This is a genomic window from Fibrobacter sp. UWB7, assembly GCF_900142945.1.
Classification (GTDB): domain Bacteria; phylum Fibrobacterota; class Fibrobacteria; order Fibrobacterales; family Fibrobacteraceae; genus Fibrobacter.
On the sequence record NZ_FRCO01000001.1, the window covers coordinates 1058977 to 1082322 of the forward strand.

Genomic DNA, 23346 nt, shown 5'->3' on the forward strand with positions numbered 1-23346 from the left:
GTTTATAGTTCCTTATAACACTTTTCAAGCTTATCATAAACGACTTTAGGGGAAAAAGCGTCCTGAGCCCTTTCCCAGCCAGCACGACCCATGCTCACGCGGAGCGCCTTGTCGTTTACCAATTTTTCCAATGCACGCGTCAAAGCCTGAATATCACCCGGTTCACAAAGAATGCCACATTCTCCGTCCTTGACCACTTCTGCAGTTCCACCGACAAATGTCGAAATTGCAGGCAAGCCAAAGCCCAAAGCTTCGACCAGACTCATGCTAAAACGTTCTGCATACGACGGAAGCACCAGCAAATCGTATTTAGGGAGCATCTTCACATACTCCGAATGAACGACCCAGGAAGACACGCTGATATCACTGCATTTCGGGGATTCCTTGACTGCGGCACGCACCTGATCCACCTCTCCATCACCAAACAAAGACAGCTTTACAGGAACCGAGAAATTCGCTTTCGAAAAAGCTTCAATCAAATCGTACACGCCCTTACGCTTTCCAAAGCGACCCGAAAAAATAATCTTGACGGGTAATTCATGCGCTTCAAGATCAACCGGAGCATCAGCAATATCAGCACCAGGATTTGGAATCGTCGTAAACTTTTCAATAGACGGATCCACACTCTGCACGATACCCTTCATTTCCGATGAAAGAATCAGAACTCTTTCGGCATGACGAAAATAATCTTTCAGCATCCATTTGAGCAAAGGAGATGCCTCGTCGCAAAACTTGTCGAATTGGCTGCCATGAATATGGGCTGTATATTTTTTCCCCCGAAAACGCAAGCAACGGCTTATAAGATACTTTCTGTAAAAGCTGCCGTAACTAGACGTATGGATTTGGTAAAACGCAAATTTTTTCGACGGGAAAAACAGGAGCTTCAAGCAGACTTTCAGCAAGACCGGAAGGGAACGGACAAATGAGCCGTTATATGATTCTATAAAATTCCCTTCAGGCAAATTGAAAAGTTTTTTATAGCAAACAAGAACTGAACTAATTCCACCCTGCACAGCAAAGCCAGGGCCAATATGACAAACCTTTTCAAGCATACATGAAATCTAGAAAAATAACGATTACCGTATGCTTATCGTGGTAACGAACTCCACAGATTCCTTGCATTCCATTTTTGCATACAGGAACTTTGTCGGCACTTTTTCGCCAAAGTGTTCCGAATACCAGCCATCTTCGCGAATGGAATAAGAAAGCTTTCTGTCAAGAGCCATCACAACACGGCGAGCGCCCGACACATCGACCGTTGCCAAGGCGCCATCGAGCTGCACCTTAGCGGTCGGATGCAGATGGAACGGAATTTCGACCGTGAACGGAGAGAATCCATGCAATGTATCTGTAATCGTGAACTCGTCCTTTTCTCGATTGTATTCGACTTTACGGACATGTTCTACGCCATCCTTGTGGTAGCCATCGTGCGTTGCTTCAACAAAGTTTTCGCCGACATTCAGCGTTTTGCAATGGTAGTGTGCAAGCCACAATGTGGGTCCCGCCTGCTGCGCCTGATTTTTGCCGTTCACGCAAACCGTATTGTGAGCCAAAGTACTCACAAAATAACGGCGCAAATCCTTATGCGTGTGGTACGTGAACGTTCCCGGATCAACTATCACAGGCATTCCATCGACATGCAGAATAAAGCTAAGCGCATCGGCATGAGCATGAGCTGCAATGCTTAAAAAGCCGAGCGGAGCCGCATCGAAATGCAAATACGTCTCACGCACGCCAGTAAAACCATCGAAACGTTTTTCGGCGTTACAAGGCTCCACAGCCTTACGGAAAATAAAATGCCCACTTTCCGGATAAAAATGATTACCATCAAGAGTTTCGCGCTCATCGGCAACATTCAGCAATTCAAATGTTTTACGACCTGCATCACCAAACAGCAACTCATTTTTCTCGTCCCAAACAACATTTGCACGCTTTAGCGATCCATCTTCAAAATACGTTGCAAACGAAACAAGCAATGACTTGAAGTTGTTGAAATGTCCACCTGCATCAGGGCGGAGCACAAAGCCGTCATCGCCATCGCCGTACATCGGGTAATTAAAGTTGCCATCCAAGAATGCATTCATGTAACGCGCCATCGCATGCAAGCGTTCATTGTACGCATCCGAGAATTCATTACCGGCATGGTGCCCAGCCACAGCAGCAATCAAGAAAAAGTCGTCGATGAACTGGATATATTCCGCCGCTTCTTCGCGATTTACACCTTCTGCAGAATTCTGCAAAAGAATTTCGCGTTCGAGTCCCGCCTTTGCATACTTTAAACGAGCTTCGCGATGCGGGATGTCCCATTTGCAGGCAGCAACAAACAAGCCTGCATATTCCGAAATCAAATGGTTGTTTGCCGAAGAACAAAGCGACGGATGGTTGTACGAATATTCCGCATGTTCAAAAATGAGCGGCAACCAGATAGAATCGACAAATTTCGCAAAATCCGCATTCGATGCACGAAGATTTTCAACATCAAAAACTTGCCAGCAATAATACCAGCAAATCAATCGCAAGTTGACTTCAATATTGCTGTACCAGTTGACCCCGACCATGTACGGGTTTTCATTTTTCCAGCTCGTCAAATGATAGCAGAACAGATCCAAATACTTTGCATCACCGCTCTTTTTATAAAGCATCGCGATGTGCAACATAAACTGCATGCGGTTCACTTCCCACACATGCTTGGCGCTACCATACTTATCGCTACGGATATCAATTTTATGCGCAAAGGATTTCGGAAATTCCCGTCCTGTCGACAAGTCCAAATGCCAATGGATAGGCTTGAACACGTCAATAGTCTTATCAAAAATCGGATAATTCAAATGAGACGCATCATCGTCAATGACAGCAGATTTCGGCAATGCCACCGAAGCTATAGACACGTCCATCAGGCGTTTATCCAAAACATGCGTACGCACGCGCTGACGAATGCGGTAGATAAATTCACCCGCAGAGAAAGTCTTTAATCTCTTGATGTACCAGGACAGTTTCACAAGAAAACAGTTCCCTTTTTACAGTCCAAGCAACTTCTTGTACGCGCTAATCAGCTTCGGCTTTTCGTAATCCCAGCTGAGTTCGTTTTGCACACGCTTGCGACCAAAGGCGCCCATTTCCGCCGCCTTTTCAGGGTTGTCCAAGAGCCACAGGATCTTATCGGCAAAGTCGCCCGTATCGGTATTCTTTGCGTAAAGCGAAGCTTCCTGAGCCGAGAACTTGCCTTCCTTAAGCGTAAACTGCACAATCGGCTTTCCAAACGCCATGTATTCCATGATCTTGTTCATGGTAGACTTGTCATTCATCTCAGAAGGTAAATCCGGATTGACGCACACATCAGCCGTATTCATCACATCTGCCAAAAATTCATCGCTCACGCGACCCGGGAACTCCACATAATCGGTCAAGTTCATCGACTTGTTCAATTCGCGAAGTTCATCCAAGGAAGGTCCACCGCCCATGATGCAGAAGCGGATATCCTTACGACCTTTCTTGTTCACGATGTAATCGACAGACTTGAGCAAAAGATCGATACCTTCCTGCTTGCCCATCACGCCGATATAGCCCACCAGATACTTGAAGCCTTTTTTGACTTCCGGCTTAGCAGGACCAATCTTCAACTTCGAGAGGTTCGGACCGCTGCGAACAATCGTCACATCCTCTTCGCGCTTTTTGCCGCGACGCATCGCAATTTCCTTGTACGATTCATTCGTGACAATGGCATGCTTTGCAAAGAAGTACGTGAGGCGCTCCACAAGAATCATCGCGCGATAGCCAAGCCCTTTCTTGCCAAACTTTGCAATCCAGAGTTCCGGGTTGATGTCGTGGTGGTCAAAGAGGAACTTGCAACGCGTAAACGTAAAAAACAAGAATGCCGCAATGAAAATCAAGTCCGGCGGATTGCAAGCATGGATCACATCCTGCACGCCCTGCTTTCTAAACACCTTGAACAAGAGACGAGTCTCATGATAAAGGGCACAGAAATATTCCTTGAAATAATCAAGCGTCCTGTTCGCTTCCGGCAAAGGATGGCGATAAATCTTGATGCCCTCGAGTTCCTCGTATTCCAGAGGATACTTTTTTGTCTGGGGACAAATGACCGTCACCTCAGCGCCCGCTTCATGCAAAGAAGTCGCTTCTTGCCATACGCGGCGGTCAAAAGGCACCGGAAGATTTTCAACAACAATGCAAACTTTCTTGCCAGAAAGTTCCTTCAAAGACTGATCCATAAAAATTACCAGCAAAAACCTTCGTAATTAGGCAGCGTTTCTACGGACGAATCCTTCACGCGCACCAAGTCCAAAAAATGTATTTCGGGGTTCTTGCGAATAAGTTCCGGAATTTCCGGATTTCGAACAGTAATAATGACAAGCGAAGTGGACTTCACGACATCTTCAACTTTTTGCACCAAAAGCGGGAGCAAGTGCGGGATGCGCTTATTAAGTTCACGCAGGTTTGTTTCCTTTTCGCGAGCGATATTCAAATAGCGGTCATAAATGCTCAAAGAGCACCCCTTACCAAGCACGCCTTCAGCCAAACGAATCGCAGCCGAGTTGCGCAAGTCATCCGTACCCGCCTTAAACGTCAAGCCGATAATGCCCACAGAACGCACGCCAATCTGCTGCACGCGTTCCAGCACACGTTCAATGTGCCTATTGTTGCTGCATTCAATCGAAGAAAGCACAGGAACTTCAACCTGGTTCGATTCCGCCAAGAAATTCAGACCACGCAAATCCTTCGGCAAGCAAGATCCGCCATAAGCAAAGCCCGGCTTGAAGTAATACGGAGAAATGTTCAGCTGCGTATCCATGCAGAACAAGTTCATGACGCTATGGCTATCGATATCGAGCTTTTTGCAGATAGCGCCGATTTCGTTACCGAACGTGACCTTCAGTGCATGGTAGGAGTTATTGACAAATTTTATAATCTCCGCCACCTTAGGTTCCACTTCGACAATTTCACTGCCAAGCGATTCATAAATTCCCTTGAGGCTATCCAAGGCTCGGCGGCTATTGCAACCAATCACGGTCAACGGCGGGTTCAGGTAATCGGCAACAGCCATACCTTCACGGAGGAATTCCGGGTTCGAGGCCACGGCAAAGTTGATTCCTTCACGCTTGCCCGAAATCTTTTCAATCAAGGCAGTTGCAAGAGCGTTCGTTCCAGGAGGAACCGTACTGCGGATAACCACAATGTGGAACGTCGACTTTGAACGGATAGCTTCAGCAATTGCACGAACTGCAGACATCAAATACGTCGTGTCCAAACGGCCATCTGGAGCATTAGGAGTACCCACGCACAAAAACGAAATATCAGTCTTTGAAACCGCTTCAACCGCAGACGACGTCGCCGAGATCAGTCCCGCCTTAAAGCCATCCTGCATAACTTCATCGATATCTCGTTCTACGATTGTCGGAAGCCCATTGGCGATCCGGCGAACCTTGTTTTCATCAACATCGTAGCCAACAACCCGGTGTCCAAGTTTCGCAAGACAGGCGATTCCAACGCAACCCACATAACCCAGTCCAAAAACACTAATAGAAGCCATAACCCATTTTCTCTTAAAAAAACTACTCCGCCTTACCCTTACCGATACTCGTCACTTCAAACCCAATCTTGCGAAGAGCATCGGCATCCAAAATATTACGACCATCAAATACAAAGGCAGGCTTTGCCATCGAGCTGTAAATGCGTTTCCAGTCGAGTTCAGCAAAGCACTTCCATTCAGTACAGACGACAACAGCGTGTGCACCTTCGGCAGCCTTGTACGGATCTTCTTCAAACGTTACCTGTTCAATCACATCCTTGAGGTCGCGCTTTGCGTCCGGGATAGCCTTCGGGTCAGTCACGACAGGCAGTGCATGTTCGGCGAGCAAGTCGCGTACAACGAGGTTCGCCGGGCTTTCACGGGTATCCCCCGTATTTGCCTTGAACGCAAAACCGAACACGGCAATCTTCTTGCTCGCAATCGTGTTGAACATCGTCTCGAGCATACGGTCCACCACGCGGTGCGTCTGCCACTCATTAATCTTCACGACGCTTTCCCAATAGGCAGCCACTTCGGGGAGTCCATAGTAACCGCACAGGTACACGAGGTTCAAAATATCTTTCTTAAAGCAGGAACCGCCAAAGCCGATAGAAGCCTTGAGGAACTTGGAGCCAATGCGGCGGTCCTTGCCCATCACGTAAGCCACTTCATCGACATCCGCGCCAGTACGTTCGCAAAGAGCGCTAATCGAGTTGATAGAACTGATGCGCTGAGCGAGGAAGGCGTTCGCCGTAAGCTTCGTGAGTTCGGAACTCCAGAGGTTCGTCGTAAGGATGCGGTCACGCGGCACCCAGTGGGCATACACGTCCACGAGCTTCTGGCAAGCAGCAAGACCAGATTCGGTCTGGTGGGAGCCGATAAGCACACGGTCCGGTTCAAAAAGGTCGTTAATGGCGGTACCTTCGGCCAAGAATTCCGGGTTAGAGAGCACTTCGAAGTGGAGTCCCTTATCGTTGGAATTCAGGATGCGTTCCATGGCCGCAGCGGTGCGGACCGGGAGCGTCGACTTTTCGACGATAATCTTGCCTTCGTCGGCAATTTCCAAAATGTTGCGGGCGGTCTTTTCCCAATACTGCAGGTCAGAAGCCTTACCGGCGCCATGGCCAAACGTCTTCGTCGGGGTATTCACCGACACAAAGATGATATCCGCTTCCTTGATAGCAGCAGGAATATCCGTGCTAAAGAACAAGTTACGACCACGGGCGCGCTTTACAACGTCATCCAGACCTGGTTCAAAAATCGGGAGATTTTCGCTATTCCAGGCATCAATACGCGACTGGTTGATATCAACTACGGTAACCTTAACATCGGGGCACTTATCGGCAATAACGGTCATGGTGGGGCCACCGACGTAGCCAGCACCAATGCAAACAATTTTAGTTTCGAAACTCATGATGTTACAAAATAGCAATTACAACATGTGTAAATAACAACTGTACTCAAAATGTGCGTAATTTATAAGCCGTTTAGAAGGCACAAAGGCTTATTTGAAGACAGCAGTGAGCTCGCTTACGTATTGTGGCTGTATCATACGCAAAGGAGCCGTCTCGCCATCACTCCACCCTACAAAAGTACTTCCAGAATGCGGCTCCGCATAGAGCGTTACCGGAGAATCTTCAAAGAAATTCACAGACATTTCTACCTCATCTACAGGGAAATCGTGCACAAGAATCCTTCCCGAGCCTTCCACCGCTAAAGTGACAGACGCCACATCCCCTAATCCAAAGAATTCCTGGAGTTCCTTCGTCATTACCGCCGCACGAGTTCTAACAAATTCTTCAACATTTTCCAGTTCCGTTTCCATTTCAAAAGCATTATGCTCCCAGCGTTTCTGATCGCGAGGAATTTCGGCCTGGATTTCAGCCATCATCTTTTTTACACATGCAAGCAACTTTGAGCTTTCAAAATTCTTTTGGAACAGTACCGCCAGACGATTTATAAAAGCAGATTTAAACCCAGGATTTTCCAGCAGCTTACGCAACAGGAACGTGTATTCCGGACCATTCGGCCAGGAATTTCCATCTTCTGCCGTAGCATATTCAAATACATTGTTTGCATACAGACTAAGTCCGCTATCAAATCCAAAATCCAAATCGAAAAGGAACCATTTCCATTTTGTCTGCAATTTTGAATTTCGCCATTTTTTGAGATTATTTGCCGGCCAGTCGCGATTGTCTACATACAGTTCCGTATGCACATAATTGAGGTAATTATCAACATCTATTTGCGATGCTACATACGCATAATTTTCATCATCAGCAAGGCTATGCGATTCCAGCCAATCTATCAGAGCCTCATAATCAACCGCAGAGCCCGCAGACACTGCATTTTCCGCATCAAGCAAGTCGATATCGTCCGGATTCATTCCATAACGCGTTTCAAAATAATATTCATTCGATCGTTCACGAAGGTCCTGAATGCCATAGTATTCGCCATTGTAGTAAACAACCGCATAACGTCCATGACGGCTATCAAGTCCAAGATCATCACCTATAGAACTTCCAAGCCTGTCGCGGACGTAATCCATTCCAAAATTATTGCCAAAATTGCGCAAAATAAAACTCTTGTATTTGTGCAGTTCAGGGTAATCCGGGAACAGCGCATAATCCAAGCGCTTATCGCCATACTTTTCGCGGAACGTTATAGCGACAGACTTTTCCTTTTTGATGCGGCTGTAATTACCATAAACCTGAAGCCCAGCTAGTTTCACAAACGAAGGAGCGGCAGCGTCCTTTTCCATCAATTCTACAACTACAGGGATTTCCTTGTCTTGCCAATAATTCGCACCTTTTTCAGGTACTTTCCCATCGGGAAAATTTCCCTTCATAAAAAGTCCAGAGTCAGGGTCAAAAAGAGATTTCGGATCAGTCGTCAAGAACACCGCAGGAATGGTTGGCGCACTCTCAAAAACATAAGTACGCACAAGTTCTTCTCCACTCAGCGCCCCCGCGACAAAAGAAGCGCAACGGATAGTCTTTGTAGTGTCAATTCTCAAAGCAGTCGTCACCGGGCTTTCCGCCGTAGGGAGAGCCCCACCCACAGCACAACGCACTGTAGCACTCTTCGGAAACGATACCACAAACGGTTCTGCATAAAATCCCGACGGAGGAAGTTCCACCAAAGAATCCACCGAAGGCGAACGTGTCGGCACAACAGTTCCTACCGTTTCTCCATAAGGAGAAGGCTCGCTATAACCAAAGTCCAACGAAACACCATCACTCAATGTTCCAAGCGACCATGACATTTCAGGCGGCAATTTCGGATACTCGACATAATCAAGAATTTGACCATCGCCATTGACAAGGTAAAGGTTTCCGCCATCCTTATCGAGCTTAAAACCTGCATGCGGTTCAAGCCCACCGTTTCTCGTCACGGTTAAATTTTTTCCAGACATGAATACAATAATGAATTCATCTGGGGAAATTTTCACGTCGCCAAACATCCACTTAAACGGCTCTTCAGAATCATCCGTCAAATACTTTCCAGACAAGTCCACCGTATCCGCAGATCGATTGAAAAGTTCCACCCAGCCCGCATCGCCACCTTCGTAATCTTTGTACACTAGGTTAACGGTATTGATTTCAGAAAAGACAACAGGAGAACGCTCCGCTAAAGGGAGTTTCATAACAGGCTGAGTTTTATTTGAAATATTTTCTGAATCCGTAGCGATCGGATTCGAATCAGAACATGATGCAAAAAAAGCAAAAGTTCCGAGTAGCCACAGAAACAGGGAAAATTTATCTCTCACCAAACACCTCAAATATCCGCATCTAAATATATACGCGGTCTGAGGTGTCCAAAGCTTTTTTAAAGACTATTTTTGACGCAAAATTTCGGGAATAAGCTTGCTAAAAACTCACTCGAAACTTACTTTTTTACTTCGGGTTCCGAAGGAACAACCTTTTTTCTTCTGGGTCTGCGAACGATAAAAAATATTCCGTTCCTATTTATTTGAAGATGGCCGTAACTTCACTGACGCATTCCGGCAAAATCACCCGTGTGGGGCTAGATTCGCCATCACTCCAACCTGCAAAAGTACTTCCCATAAGAGGCTCCGCACTGAGCGTCACCGGGAAGCCCGTAAAGAAATTCACAGTCATTTTCGACACATCAACAGGAAGATTATGCACAAGGATCCGCCCAGAGCCACTTACAGACAAGCTTACAGCAGCCGTTTCGCCTAGTGCAAAAAATTCCTGCAATTCACCATAAACGACATTAGGGCGGTTCATCGCAAAATTCTTGATGGCGTTGAGCTGTTTTGTCATTTTCGAAGCGCTCAGCCCCCAGCGTTTTTGATCACGAGAAATCTCCGACTGAATTTCAGCCATCATTTTTTCAATGCGAGCAAGCACCCGCGAACTTTCAAAATTCATCTGCAAGAGTACCGCCATTCGGTTGATAAACGCCGCCTTGAAGCCTTCATTTTCGAGCAAACGTCGGAGCAACAAAGTTGATTCAGGTCCATTTGGCCACGATTCACCATCTTCTGCCGTCGCAAATTCAAATATGTTATTCTTATACTTACTATAATCATTACCAAATCCAAAATCAAGATCATACAGGAACCATTTCCACGGAGTCTTGGAACTTGTATTACGCCACTTCTTGAGATTATTCGCGGGCCAGTCGCGGTTATTTGCAAAGAGCTCCGTATGCATGTAATTGATGAAATTGTCGACATCTATTTGCGATGCGATATAAGCATAGTTCTCTTCTTTATCTAGATGGTTGGATTCCAGCCAATCCATCAACGCCACATAATCAACAGCCGAGCCCGCAGAAACAGCATTATCCGCCTTGAGTAAATCTATTTTATCCGGATCAAGTCCGTAATGCGTTTCAAAATAGTCTGCCGTTGAGCGTTCACGGATGCTGTGGATGCCGAAGTATTCTCCGTTATAATACACAACGGCAAATCGTCCGCGCTGATAATCGACGCCAAGCCCTTCGCTCACGGAACTTGCCAAGCGGTCGCGTATGTAGTCATTTCCGTAGTTGCTCCCGTTGTTGCGCAGCAAGAACACCTTGAACTTGTTTAGCTCCGGGAATTCAGGAAACAGCGGATACTTCAGGTGAGAATCACCATACTTTTCACGGAACGTAATCGCTACCGACTTTTTATCATTTTGCCTGCTGTAATTACCAAAAATTTTGAGTCCAGCATTTTTCGCAAACGCAGGCGAACTCGTTCCCGGCTCCATCAACTCCACCGTCACAGGGATTTCCTTATCGAGCCAGTAATTAGCTCCGTAGTGAGGTTCCTTGCTCTGAGCATTTGGACCTTCCATATAAATACCAGTATCCGGATCAAAAAGTGAATTCGGGTCAGTCGTGAGAAATACCGCGGGCACTGTAGACGCAGCCTCAAAAATATAAGTACGTGTCACCACATCGCTCGGGAGACTTTGCGGAGCAATTTTTGCACAGCGTATTACCGTCGTCTTGTCGATTAAAATATTCTTCTGGAAAGGAGTCTTTTCTGATGGCATTTTTCCACCAGTTTCGCAAACGGCATTATTCGTGCTTTCAAGATTTAGAATAAATGGTTCCGCATAAAATCCCGAAGGCGGAAACAGTAAAGTGTCGATATTCTCTTCGCGAGTAAATGTCAGCGAACTACTATAACCATATGGTGAAGGGTCGGCATATCCCCAACTTCCCCCATAATTCCATGTTTTCCCGAGAGGCAATTCCGGATACGACACAGAATCCACAATTGAAGCATCGGCATTTACCAAATAAAGCGAGCCACCCTTTTTCGAAAGCTTGAAGCCTGCGTGTGGTTCATGGCCGCGGTTCCGCGCAATGTAGCTGAAAACCTTAAGGGTTACTTCTTGAGATTCACTTGCCTCGGGGCTCAATCGCGTCCCATAAATATTCGCCAAATCAGGGAATGTTGTTCCTGTAGGGAGCGCCATACGGTAAACCGTCGAAGAATCTCCAGTTCCTTCAAGAACCATCTCGTAACCTTTCCAGTCATCAATATCGGGCTGTGCCAAGCGAACCGAAACATTGCGGCCCTTTGTAATGTACGCCTGTATCAAAATTTCATTTGCCGCCGAAATATCCAACACATCCGAAGGGTCACTACTCCCCGTTCCTACGAAAAACGAAATGGACGACCAACCAAGTTCCTCGTTTTCACCCAGTTTCATCACCGTACCAATGCGACTCTGTCCATTTTCACTAAAGCATTTTTCATCGTATCCCGGCAACGGGTCGGCATAGCTGCAGCCCGGAGGATCGCTCTCAGCATCCGTCCAAGTCCAGCAACCAGACCCAATCATATCAATAGAATCATGCGGCATTACGTAATCGGGATAGTTCTTTCCCGAGAGGAAAATGACCAAAAACGAGTTCGGCGCCATTTTCACATCGCCCAATTTCCACTTGAAGGGTTCTTCCTGCGAGTCCGTCAAGTACATTTCAGATAAGTTTACCGTATCTGCGGATGTATTAAAAAGTTCTACCCAACCGGCGTCATCGCCTTCGTGGTCCTTGAAATCAACGTTAACCGGGTCGACCTCGGTGAACATCACAGGGCCGCCAACAAACGGAAGTTTCGTGCCACCCGCATCACCACTTGCCGAAGAGCTGCTTTCCATATCTAAAATCAACGAACTAGGGTTATCGTCAGTACATGCCGACAAAACCAGCGCTACAAAAAGAAGAGACCCAAAGGTCCTGTAGACCTGAGCTGAAAAATCATTCCAACACACCATAATGTGGAATATATATTATGCTTGAGTATTTGGAATGCTAGGCTCGGAATATAAGAAAAAAACTACTTCTTAATTTCGGGTTCCGAAGGAACAACCTTTTTTCTTCTCGGTCTACGGACAATAAAGAGGCATGCGCCAATCAGCACGAGCGACACAGAAATCACCTTGCCCATCGGGAATGCTTCGTAAAAAACGAGAGCCCCCGCAAGCGTAGGTACTGCGGCACCGACCGCAGCACTGAACGGGATAATGAACAACGCACGCCCACGAGAGAAAGACACCTGCGAATACAAGAACGCAATGCTGTAGGTCGCCACATAGCCAAGCGTCCTAAAATCCATGAGCAGGTTTACCACCGACGAGAACTCGATATGGTCGAGGTCAAAGTCCATCGCCAAGCTCTTGTAAAAAGCAGCAGAAAGTCCAAAGCCAACGCCCATGATAAGCGAGTCCACCATTTCGCGGTCTTTCACCCAGAGGTGCGCAATGAGGGTCGCGAAGCTAAGTCCACCCGCATACAGCCAAAGCGTCCCGATGTTCTGTACCGCCGTCGATTCCCCGAGATTTTCAACGGAATAAAGGAGGCCCGCCACGACAAAGCAAATCGCCACCACAATACGCTTGGTCAAGACTTCCTTGAGGATGCAAAATCCCATCAACGCCGTCAGCACCGGATTCAAGACCATCATCGGCTGCACCTGACTCAAGTCATACTGAGCCATGGCAATGTAATAGCCAAGCGTTGCAAGCCCGGAACATGCAATGCCGAGCCACCAAAACTTATTCGTGATAACGCCCTTGAAAAATTCCCAGGGCTTCGATGTTCCACCCGTGCGCTTGCCAACAGTGGACACCCCGGACTTTTCCAGGATGTTTCCACAAGCAAATAAAAACGCAGGACCAATGGTTAAGAGTAGGAATAGCATTCGCTAAATCCCGTCATAGATTTCTTTGTAGATCCAGTAATTTCCCATGACGCGCTTGACGTAGTCGCGGGTTTCCCAGTAGCTGATTTCTTCGACACGCAAATCCCACGGGAGGCCTTCGCTTTCAGACTGCCAGCGCTTCGTCGGCTTGGGACCTGCATTGTAGTTGCAAAGCACATACATGTAGTCGTTCTTGTACTCATCCTTGAGGTCCACCAAATAGCGGATCCCCAAGCGGATGTTCATGTAGGCATTGTACAAGCGTTTCGGATTAAAGCCAGAAATTTCTTCCTTGTCGGCAAGCATCTTACCCGTCGCAGGCATAATCTGCAAAAGGCCGCAGGCGCCCGCAGGCGATGTAATCTGGAAATCGAAAATGGATTCCTGACGCATCACGCTATACACAAAGAACGGATCGATGCTCGTGCCCGAATAGTAAACCACAGGGTCAGCATACGGAACCGGGAACAAATAATGCAAAACATCTATCGGCGGCGTCATGAACAGGCGCCTATCCATCTTCGCCTGGAACTGGCGTGCAAGCCTGTAACCGGCAGCCGTTTCGCCCATCTCGTAGAACAGCTTTCCGTATTCGTACAAGAAATCCATGCGCTTGAAGTTTTTCTTCTTGACTTCGTCATACAGCCTAAACGCTTCTTCTTCAAAACCATACAAGAAGAGCTTCTTGATGCGTTCGTAACGTTCCTTGCTGTACGAGGCGTCCGGCTTTCCGAGCTTATTCACCGAGCGGATCCATTCGATCGTCGCCGTATGGGACATCGGCACGCCATGAGCATACGGAATCTTGTCCGCAGGCAACAAATGATTGTCCAAAAGCTTCATGCGGCTGCGGTGTGCATAATACGAAAGCGGGAAGTCCTTGATGCAGTCGAGATAAGCTTCACGGGCAAGCGAATCCTCGCCCATCTTCTTGTAAGTATCGCCAAGGAACATTCTCGAAGCACTACCGCTCCAGAGGAAAGGATCCTTCGTCGCATCGCGGAAATATGCCGCCGCTTCAACCCACATGCCGCGCTTGAAGTAGCAGTAGCCAATGCGGAATCTCGCCCACTGGCGTTTCAGATTGCTCTTGAATCGCTTGTGGATGAGTTTCTTGTAGCAGTCAATCGCCTTGTCATACATCAGCTTCTGTTCAAATTCAAAGCCGCGTAACCAGAGGTTATTAGCGTTTTCAGTGCTAAACTGGCTCACATCCTGCAAAAGCGAATCGTAAGTGTGGATTTCTTCGTCAAAGAGCCCAGCCGCTTCCTTGCGGTAAAGCTTAAGAATGGCCTGAATCCAGGAAGGACGAGCCTCCACATTTTCAATCAAGTTGCGGTACTGTTCAATCGCATCTTCATTACGGTTCAGAGAACGGAGTGCCGCCGCACGCTTTTCCCACAGCATAATGCGCGTGTTCAAATCTAGCGTGCTCTTTTTCAAACGTGCATAAGCCGGGTCATCAAGCACCACCACCGAAGCAGGATTTTTCTGCGCCTGCTGCGCATCCAGAATCTGGATAGAATCGAGCAGGTCGATGCAGTTCTTCATCTCGTCCTTGGTGCAGGCAAGCTTGGCATAAGCGACCTTTTCGGCAAGTGATTCAGGCGCCCCCAGCACTTCCCTCAAGCGGCGCACAGAAGCGTAAGCGGAATCCTTATACGATGTACGGCTCGTGAGGAGCTTCATGTACATGCGCTTTGCCTGTTTCAGCTGGTAAGAATCTTCCAAATATTGGGCGTAACGGTACTTCAGCGGATCCACATCGTCGCCATCCGGATTTCCATTGAGGTAGACCATCAAGGAGTCCGCACGAGCAACATCATTCAGCGAATAATCCGCCATTGTCGCTTCAATTCTCAAGCGGTCCGCCGCATCACGCCAAGCCCTGTCGTTTTCCAGGCTCTTTTCGAGTCGGAGCGTTTCGCGCATCTTGGCATACTTTTCCTGCTTGAAGTTTGCCTTCGCCATGCGGAGCACAACAGGTCCAAGCAATTCCGGTTCACGCTTACGCAAGGAATTATAGGCAGCATAGGCACTGTCCCACTGGCCACTGTAATAGTAATAGGCAGCGCGGGCAAAATCGCGATGGTTCTGCGGAACTGAAATATCGTTCATTGTTTTCTTCGCACGGGCAGCACGAATAACCACATCCTGGAACTGGTCCGGAGCAATCATTTCCTGATCCGCGAACGGAGACTTGTAGGTGGAATATACCGAACCATCCACCTGAGCATACAAGGCGGCTGTACACGCAAACAATAAAGAACAAAATAATTTCATCAGCAAACCAACAATTTTTATTTTTCGACTTGTCCCACAAATCCAGATATACCAAGTTCCATAATGGTTTGTGCATACTTTTTATGCAAAAACTCATTTACACTCTCGGCATCATCCATTTGCAAGACAGTCAAAGCCGCATCACGAACATCTTCAAAGTTGATCGAGCGGATAATCTTCTTCGTCGTCATCACGCTCCACGGCGTCATCGAAAGTTCATCGACACCGAGTCCAACCAACAAAAGCACACTCATCGGGTCCGTACACATTTCACCGCAAACCGCCACAGGGATTCCTTCACGGTGCGCAGCCACCACAGTCTGGTAAATCATGCTGAGCACTGCCGGATGGTGCGGCTGGAACATGTCGGTAATAAGTTCGTTCGTACGGTCAACCGCAAGCGTAAACTGGATCAAGTCGTTAGTACCCAAGCTAAAGAAATCGACTTCCTTAGCAAGTTTGTCCACAATCATCACAGCGGCAGGGACTTCAATCATCGAGCCAATTTTAACGACCGGGAGCTTATGCCCTTCATCTTCGAGCTGCTTGCGGGCTTTCGCAATGCACGCCTTTGCACGCCTGAGTTCCGTCATGCTCGAAATCATCGGGAGCAAAATGCGCAAATTGCCCTTCGTATTTGCAAGCAACAAAGCGCGCAACTGCGTAATAAACACATCTTCGCGATCCAGGCACACGCGGATAGAGCGCCAACCCATAAACGGGTTCGATTCATTCACCGCAGAAACCCCAGAAACAAGCTTGTCACCGCCCGCATCAAGCGTACGGATTACAACCGGGTGCGGCGCCATCTTTTCAAGGATATGCCTATAGGCGCTTTGCTGTTCCTTTTCGGTCGGAGTGCCTTTTCTAAAGAACAGGAATTCTGAACGGTAAAGACCGATACCGGTAGCGCCAAAGTCCGTGACCTTGTCCGCTTCCGTCGGGATTTCAATGTTCGCGTGCAACACAATATACTTGCCATCGCGAGTCATCGGTTCCAGCTGGCGCATCGTGAAAAGTTCACGGCGCTGGCGTTCGAACATTTCCTGGCGTTCATGGAACTTGCGAATATCGTCTTCATTCGGATTGATGATGACCTTACCATCAGCACCGTCAACGATAATCGTATCGCCACTTTTGACAAGGGCAGCCACATTCCTAAGGCCAGATACAGCCGGGATCTGCAACGCTCTAGACAAAATAGCGACATGGCTTGTACGGCCACCCGTATCCATCACGATAGCGTTAACTTGTCCGGGCTTCAAAGTCATCAAGAAGCTTGGAACAAACTCATGGGCCACGAGGACAACGCCATCTTCATGAGACACGTCCTCCAATACCGGTCCGGAGTCATCCATCGCAGACATCAGGCGGTTGTATAAGTCCCTGAGGTCTGCCGCCTTGTCACGCATGGCAGGCGAATCAATTTTTTCGAACTTTTCGATGTAGGCGCTAAATACAACATGCACCGCCCACTTCGCGTTCTTGTGCTTTTTCCTGATTTTGTCGAGGACTCCATTCACGAGTCCCGGATCCTGCAAGATCATCAGGTGCGTTGCAAAAATCAGGCTGTCCTTGATGCCAGCTCTGGATTCTGAAATTTCTTTAATCTGGGCGATTTCCTTGGAGGTCTTACTAATCGCCTTCAAGAACATCTGTTCTTCTGTAGCAAGCCTGCTCTCGGGGAGAGTCTCATCGACCACCGAAAATTCGCGGTTTGCAACAGGGAACACCGTCCCCATGGCAAAGCCCGGAGACGACGGAACACCAACAAGCTCTATCCTCTGGGACTTCGGCTCATTGGCAGTCTTGGCCACAAAATCAGCAGGGTTCTTCGTTGAAGTGGTCATCAAAAAGCTTTTCCAACTGCTGAACGACGAGCTCTTCATCCTCGCCATCGATTTCGAACTTGACTTCGGAACCCGCAGGGATGGCAAGCATCATCACATTAAGGATGCTCTTCGCATTGGCCTTCGAACCATCAAACACGATGGACACATCACTCTTAGCCTGCCCCGTGATATCAACAATCATTCCGGCCGGACGGGCGTGAATGCCCAGTTTGTTGGAAACAGTAAGTAACTTTGTAATCATCAATTCCTCAGAAGAAATCCACATTAATATCAAGACCATCCTGCAAGATAATCTTGAACAAGCTGTCCGCAGAGCGCACTGTTTTGACAAGGTCGTCGTGAAGCTGTCTGTCGTTCAGCAAAATCCCGACGGTATTGTCTTTCGAATCCATCTTGGACTGCACCTTGGCAATAAGTCCATCCAAATGCTTGGTCACGCCTTCCAGTTCGGAGATCAAGTGGTTTGCATTCCCCATGACCTTGTCCGTTCCAGCAAAAAGACCGTTGATCGGTTCCTTGACGCCATCGACAAGTTCGTTTACCTTGAGCGTCACCTTGTTCAGGTTTGCAAGGCTCTTTTTGAGCTGCGGGTCGGTCGTTGACACAAGCGACATCAAGCGGTCTTCAAGATTTTCGGCCTTCACCAAAAGTGTCTTGAAACGGTCCTGGAATTCCGGGTTTGCAATCGTTCCGTTCAAGGCAGTCTTTACCGCTTCCAAGAGCACCTTCGTCGAATCGCAAACTTCACCGGCAAGGCCAAGCGCTTCGGCAATGCCCGCATCGAACTGGCCCGTGATGGTATCGCCCGGCACATAGTATTCTTCGGAATCACCGAGAATCATGCCAATCTGGCGTTCACCCATGATGCCGATGTTCTGCACACGAATTTCGGAATCCTTCGGGATTTTCACATTGGACTTGAGCCTGACCGTCACCACAACGCGGTGTCCAGAAAGTTCGATGGATTCCACACGGCCAAGCTTCACGCCATTGATTTTGACCGGGTCATCCAAAACTAGCGTACTCACCTGCGTAAAGCGCAAGTGGTACACGTCGAAAGTTTCACGCAGATCCTTCTCGTTCAAAAAGAACATGCCAAATATCAAAATGAAAATGGCTAAAAGAACGACAAGTCCGACGGAGAAGTATAAAGCGGTATTCTTTTTCATTCTAAAAACAATCTAGCATATTTTGCGATTGGCATTGGCTGCATCTTGAAAAATAAGAGGATTATCCCTCTACCCTCACGATGGGGCTATTCGTCTCGATGCCGTTCACATGGCGATCCAGCCAGTCGAGCAACAAGGCGTCGCGTTCCGCCTGCGGCAATGCAAACTTTTCACGGCCCTGCTTCTGCATGAACACGTCGAGGTACGTCATCAGTACGCCACCAGCAACAGAGACGTTCATCGATTCCGTAATGCCGTACTGCGGGAGCTTGAATTCATAGTCCGCATGGGCAAGCGTGTCCGGGTGGTTCCCGTGGAATTCACTGCCCAGGTAAAAAGCCATCGGTTGGCTCAAATCGAGATCAAGCACAGAGTTCGTCGTATTCGTGCTCGCCACTGCAATTTTGTAGCCCTTCTCGCGGAGCTTTTCCATGCAGAGCATGCGCTTCTTGTACAGATAAAGGCTCATCCACTTGTAAGATCCCTTCAAAATGGACTTGTTCACGCTGTAGGCGTTGTCTTCTTCAATGATGTGAACATCCTGGAGGCCAAAGACTTCTGCAGTACGGATAACAGCGGAAATGTTATGCGGGTCAAACAGGTCTTCGAGCACCATGCAAAAGTGACGCGTACGGCGGTTGACGACAGAAGTCAACAATTCACGACGACGTTCCGTCACACGTGCAAGCAAAGTTTCCAAATCCTTAGGTTCACTCATTTTCTAAATCCTTTTTAATAAAAGTATTTGCCTTAAATTCAGCAGGTTCAGTCGTTTTTTCTCTAGGTTCAGCCGGCCTTACGACAGGCTTGGGCTGGCTAAGTTCAATCTTCGAGCGGTCTATGCGTTCAGCATCGCCAAGTTTCCAGGATCCACCCGCAACCACTTTGTCAAATTCAGCGATATGGCGCTTATTTTCAGGAGTCTGCAACTTGGCATTTTCCTTCAGCGGTTTTCTGTTCCCGCCATAGTACATCGACGCCGCTTTCTTGATATCGTTTACAACGTCGTCAATCTTGGAATTCACGACACTCTTGAAAACACGCAGCTGCATAATGGAATTCAAAACAGAATTGCTCGGGAACACGACTGCAGTAAGTTTGTACTTAAGTTTTCTCGGTGCCACCAAGTCCATATCCAGATAAGCAATTGCAGTTCCCTTAAGAGACCACTTCAAAATCTGCGCATAGCCAAATCCAAAGAACATGTTGCGAAGCATGGGCTTTGCCCCCGCACTGTCCTGCAACGCCCAGTAAAAATCCCCCGAAAGTCCATGACCGTTACTGCCCGAAAAATAGCGACGGTTCAAGCTATTATACTCTAGCGTATAATCCGATTTCAGATAAGCGTTAATCAAATCTGCCGTGAACGGCATATTGTCAAACAGGAACGTAATTTCATTGACTTCTAGCGGAAGTGTACCCTCGCTTTCGTAAATAGCTCTATACTGGCGACCGAGACGCATAAACACGTCCATCATCATCGGAGCCTTGATGTCCGTCGAAAAGCCGCGCTTGACAATTTCCTTGTACGGTCCGCAGAACTCGTTATCATACTCAATCTTGGGCCACGGCTTCAAATCCGTTTCCGTACAGGCTTCGTACTTGATATCAAGGCACTTATACATTCCCGAGCAGAACGAGCGCATGTTATCGGCATTGTTCTTCGTTTTCATCAAAAGTTGCCGGCGGGAAACTTCGGACGAAGAAACACTCTTCGTTGCGTAAGACATTGACGTGCCCCAAACGAGCACTAAGCCAATGCACATACTCAATAAAGAGAATCGCAAACCCTTACACTGCATAAGTACCTCCCTTTAAGGTTTAACGGAACTCAAGACTGTCCAAAGGAATTACCGTGAACGGTTTCAGGGAATCGAACATGGCAACAGGACCGACAATCGAAATCGTCATCTTGCTCTTATCAAAATACTTAGCAATCATTGCCTGGACCTGTTCAGCCGTCACAGCATTGATTTCTGTCACATAATCTAAATAATGATTATCCGATTTGCCAAGTAATTCGCCCTTTGCAAAGATAGAAGCCGTTGAGGAAGGCGAATCAAAGAGGCTCGGCAAGCTTTCAACCAGGGACTTTTTCGCCTGAGAAAGTTCTTCAGGAGTCGGGCCGTCCTTTGCTAGCTTTTCCACTTCTTCAAAGATGAGCTTCATCGCAAAGTCCACCGTTTCCACCTTAGTCTGGAGGGCAATTGTCGTCATAGCGGTATCGCGGTAGTCGTTACCCACCGTGCTATAGACACTATAGGCAAGGCCTTCGTCGCTACGGACGCGGTTCATGAGTCTGGAGCTAAAGCTACCACCGCCAAGGATAAAGCTAGCTACCGCCGTCGGGTAATAATCCGGATGCGGACGCTTCACGAACGGCTGGTTCATAGTGATATTCGCCTGCGTGATATCCTTGTCGACCACATAGACGCCAGGCTTGCGGGCAAAAGTAAGCGGAACCGGCTTCGGTTTTTCTGCAGATGCTGCTTCGACCTTCCAATCGGCAAAGAACTTCTTGAGAGTCTTTACCGCAGATTCCTTGTCCACGTCACCGGCAAGAGCAAAGACGATACGCTTTGAGGAGAACACGCCCTTAGCAAGACGCTTCACATCGGCAGCGGTCACTGCCTTGTATTCTGCAGAATTGGCATCCCAAAGTCTCGGGTTCGGAGCGTAGTTTACCTTGGACTTGAGGGCAGAAAGCACCTTGGCAGGCGTTTCAAAACGGCGTTCATAAGCCGTAACATAATTCGCCTTCACGATTTCAAGCTGATTCTTGTCAAAAGACGGGTCCGTGAGTACTTTCTTTGCCAGTTCAAGCATCGACGGGAAGTCTTTCGAAAGGCAATTGATATCAAAAGCCGAGAGGAACGTACCAACGCTCGTGGAAATCGAGGCGCTTACAAATTCCAGAGAGTCTTCGAGCACATGCGGAGAAATTCCGCCACCAGAACCACGACGGATCATGGATCCCACCATTTCAAAAGCGGCTTCGTCCTTGAGGACCTGTGGCAAGTTGTTTTCTTCAAAATAGACCGTAAAATCCACCAGCGGGAGCGAACTGTCGCTCACAATGTAGCCCGTAATGCCCTCGGCGATTTGCACACGGAAATCTTTGGGATACGGTGCCACGTACTTATATTCCGGGAATTCAATCTTGCTATAATGCTCAGGCAAATTGCTCGGTTGCACAAAAGAACTGGAACTTTCCGCAGCAACGGCATACATATCCGGCACATGTTTAACATGAGATGTCTTTTTAGGCATCATGGAACAAGACGTCATCGCCACTAAAGCCGCAATAGCAGCGGCAGGAATCATATAATTCGTTTTCATCAAGTAGAAAATAGTAAACTAATCGGGAACATTCCAAAATAGACCAACTATTTTAAGGTTTATCTATCCCCTTTCCGTAAATAGACATATATTAATACTTGAGCCTTCCTAGTGGCCACAACAAGCGTAGCAAGCCCACCTCCGGCTTCCGCACAGTTCTCCAGTCGAGACACAAGCCCCACCAGGAAGGCTTCTTCAATCCCTCCTATGAAAAAGACCCGACGCGAGCGCGCCGGGCCTTTTTTGTGAAAAACTAATGACCAACGACCATTGACCAACAACTAGCTAAATCTTCCATTGAGCTGTTTGCGGCGACGGCCGCGTTCCGAAATAACAGCCTCGATCAAGAACAGGAGGGCAGCAAGTCCAAGGAAAATCTGGTAACGGTCCTGGTAATTTTCCATGCGGTCACTGCTTTGGTCCTTCTTTTCAAGCGTTGCAATTTCAGTCAAGACTTTTTGCAACTGGAACTCGCCCGGGCTTGCGTAGAAGTAGAGCGCACCCGTCACACTAGCAATCTCCTGAAGCGTCCCTTCTTCGAGGCGGGTGGTCACGATATTGCCTTGCATGTCCTTCTTGTAGACACTACTGCCATTCTTGCTTTTGAGCGGTATAGGAACGCCTTCGCGGGAACCAATACCAATCGTATAAATTTTGATGCCGAGTTCTGCAGCTTCTTTTGCTGCATTCACAGCAGCGGCTTCAAGTTCTTCACCATCGCTCATGAGAATCATCACGGAATGCTGACTTGCGCCACCGGAGTTTTTGAACAAAGTCATACCCTTGCGGATAGCACTTTCGAGGTTCGTGCCCGGCATGAGCCAACCCGGATTCAGTTCGCGGAGCACCATCTGCACCGTACCGTAATCAAGCGTCAAAGGCACCATGACCTGAGCTTCACCACTGAACGCCACAAGACCCACGCGGTCTCCCGTAAGCGATTCCAAGAAAGCCGAAATTTCGTGACGGCTACGCACCAAGCGGTTCGGCTTCACATCTTCGGCAAGCATCGAAAGCGAAATATCCTGCAACAGCACAAGATCCTGACCACGGCGTTCCACATGTTCCATCTTGCGCCCCCACTGCGGACGGGCAAGAGCGACAAACAAGAAAGCTATGGCAAGGAGCAACAGCAAAACTTTAGTCAGGCGCCTCCACGGCGAAACGCTCGTCGAGAGCTTCGAAAGCATAGGGAGCGACACAAAGCGTGCCGCCAATTTTTTACGGCGATGGTAAGCATACACAAACAGAAGCGCAAATAGAGGCAGAGTAAAAAGGCCCCACAAAAAGTTCGGTTCGGCAAATCTCATTATCTACTCCGGTAAAACATCTTGTATCAACAAGCACCAAGAATATACAAAAGTGCAAGGGAAAAAGTTAAATATCGGTCATTAGTCATTAGTTATTAGTCTTTAATCAGATGCCTACGGTGCAATTCTAAAAACGATCGACCATTGACCAACAACCATTGACTAAGTTCAAAATTCTTTTTCATAATGTCTT

16 protein-coding genes are annotated in these 23346 nt (G+C 47.8%); all 16 read right to left on the bottom strand.

The genetic code is table 11. The features are described from left to right. Positions 1–2: 2 nt before the first annotated feature. The 16 genes from BUC30_RS04385 to BUC30_RS04465 all read right to left on the bottom strand — a co-directional run bounded on the left by BUC30_RS04385 (position 3) and on the right by BUC30_RS04465 (position 23153). The gene (locus BUC30_RS04385; RefSeq protein ID WP_073423695.1) at positions 3–1052 is read right to left on the bottom strand and encodes a glycosyltransferase family 4 protein; all 1050 of its coding nucleotides are present in this window, start codon (positions 1050–1052) and stop codon (positions 3–5) included. A gap of 24 nt (positions 1053–1076) precedes the next feature. Next, positions 1077–2999, bottom strand: coding sequence for an alginate lyase family protein (locus BUC30_RS04390; RefSeq protein ID WP_073423696.1), 1923 nt, complete (start codon positions 2997–2999; stop codon positions 1077–1079). A gap of 18 nt (positions 3000–3017) precedes the next feature. Next, positions 3018–4229, bottom strand: coding sequence for a glycosyltransferase family 4 protein (locus BUC30_RS04395; RefSeq protein WP_073423697.1), 1212 nt, complete (start codon positions 4227–4229; stop codon positions 3018–3020). Between the two features lie 5 nt (positions 4230–4234). After that, on the bottom strand, positions 4235–5548 hold the full coding sequence (locus tag BUC30_RS04400) for a nucleotide sugar dehydrogenase (protein WP_073423698.1): 1314 nt from the start codon (positions 5546–5548) through the stop codon (positions 4235–4237). A gap of 22 nt (positions 5549–5570) precedes the next feature. Then, on the bottom strand, positions 5571–6941 hold the full coding sequence (locus BUC30_RS04405; RefSeq protein WP_073423699.1) for a nucleotide sugar dehydrogenase: 1371 nt from the start codon (positions 6939–6941) through the stop codon (positions 5571–5573). 90 nt (positions 6942–7031) lie between these two features. Then, a complete protein-coding gene (locus tag BUC30_RS04410; RefSeq protein WP_073423700.1) occupies positions 7032–9173 on the bottom strand; it encodes a CotH kinase family protein in 2142 nt (713 codons plus the stop codon). Positions 9174–9495: 322 nt separating this feature from the next. Then, complete coding sequence (locus tag BUC30_RS04415) at positions 9496–12156, bottom strand: CotH kinase family protein (RefSeq protein WP_244536476.1); 2661 nt, start codon at positions 12154–12156, stop codon at positions 9496–9498. A gap of 179 nt (positions 12157–12335) precedes the next feature. After that, a complete protein-coding gene (locus BUC30_RS04420; protein ID WP_073423702.1) occupies positions 12336–13199 on the bottom strand; it encodes an EamA family transporter in 864 nt (287 codons plus the stop codon). Positions 13200–13202: 3 nt separating this feature from the next. After that, positions 13203–15482, bottom strand: coding sequence for a lytic transglycosylase domain-containing protein (locus tag BUC30_RS04425; RefSeq protein ID WP_073423703.1), 2280 nt, complete (start codon positions 15480–15482; stop codon positions 13203–13205). Between the two features lie 17 nt (positions 15483–15499). Continuing rightward, positions 15500–17332 (bottom strand): phosphoenolpyruvate--protein phosphotransferase, encoded by a 1833-nt coding sequence (gene ptsP / locus BUC30_RS04430; protein WP_073423704.1) that lies wholly within the window; start codon positions 17330–17332, stop codon positions 15500–15502. Then, on the bottom strand, positions 17304–17576 hold the full coding sequence (locus BUC30_RS04435; protein WP_073423927.1) for an HPr family phosphocarrier protein: 273 nt from the start codon (positions 17574–17576) through the stop codon (positions 17304–17306). Before BUC30_RS04435 ends, ptsP begins: the two co-directional genes overlap by 29 nt. A gap of 7 nt (positions 17577–17583) precedes the next feature. Beyond that, positions 17584–18504, bottom strand: a complete 921-nt coding sequence (locus BUC30_RS04440; protein ID WP_073423705.1) for an MlaD family protein — start codon at positions 18502–18504, stop codon at positions 17584–17586. Between the two features lie 61 nt (positions 18505–18565). Then, positions 18566–19222 carry a TrmH family RNA methyltransferase gene (locus BUC30_RS04445; RefSeq protein ID WP_073423706.1) on the bottom strand — a complete coding sequence of 219 codons (657 nt, stop codon included), beginning with the start codon at positions 19220–19222 and terminating at the stop codon, positions 18566–18568. After that, entirely contained in the window at positions 19215–20234 is a 1020-nt protein-coding gene (locus BUC30_RS04450) for a hypothetical protein (RefSeq protein ID WP_244536477.1), read from the bottom strand. The genes BUC30_RS04445 and BUC30_RS04450 overlap by 8 nt, the downstream gene beginning before the upstream one ends. A gap of 91 nt (positions 20235–20325) precedes the next feature. Then, entirely contained in the window at positions 20326–21843 is a 1518-nt protein-coding gene (locus BUC30_RS04455) for a M16 family metallopeptidase (RefSeq protein ID WP_073423708.1), read from the bottom strand. A gap of 281 nt (positions 21844–22124) precedes the next feature. Further along, the gene (locus tag BUC30_RS04465; protein WP_073423710.1) at positions 22125–23153 is read right to left on the bottom strand and encodes a vWA domain-containing protein; all 1029 of its coding nucleotides are present in this window, start codon (positions 23151–23153) and stop codon (positions 22125–22127) included. Positions 23154–23346 lie beyond the last annotated feature (193 nt).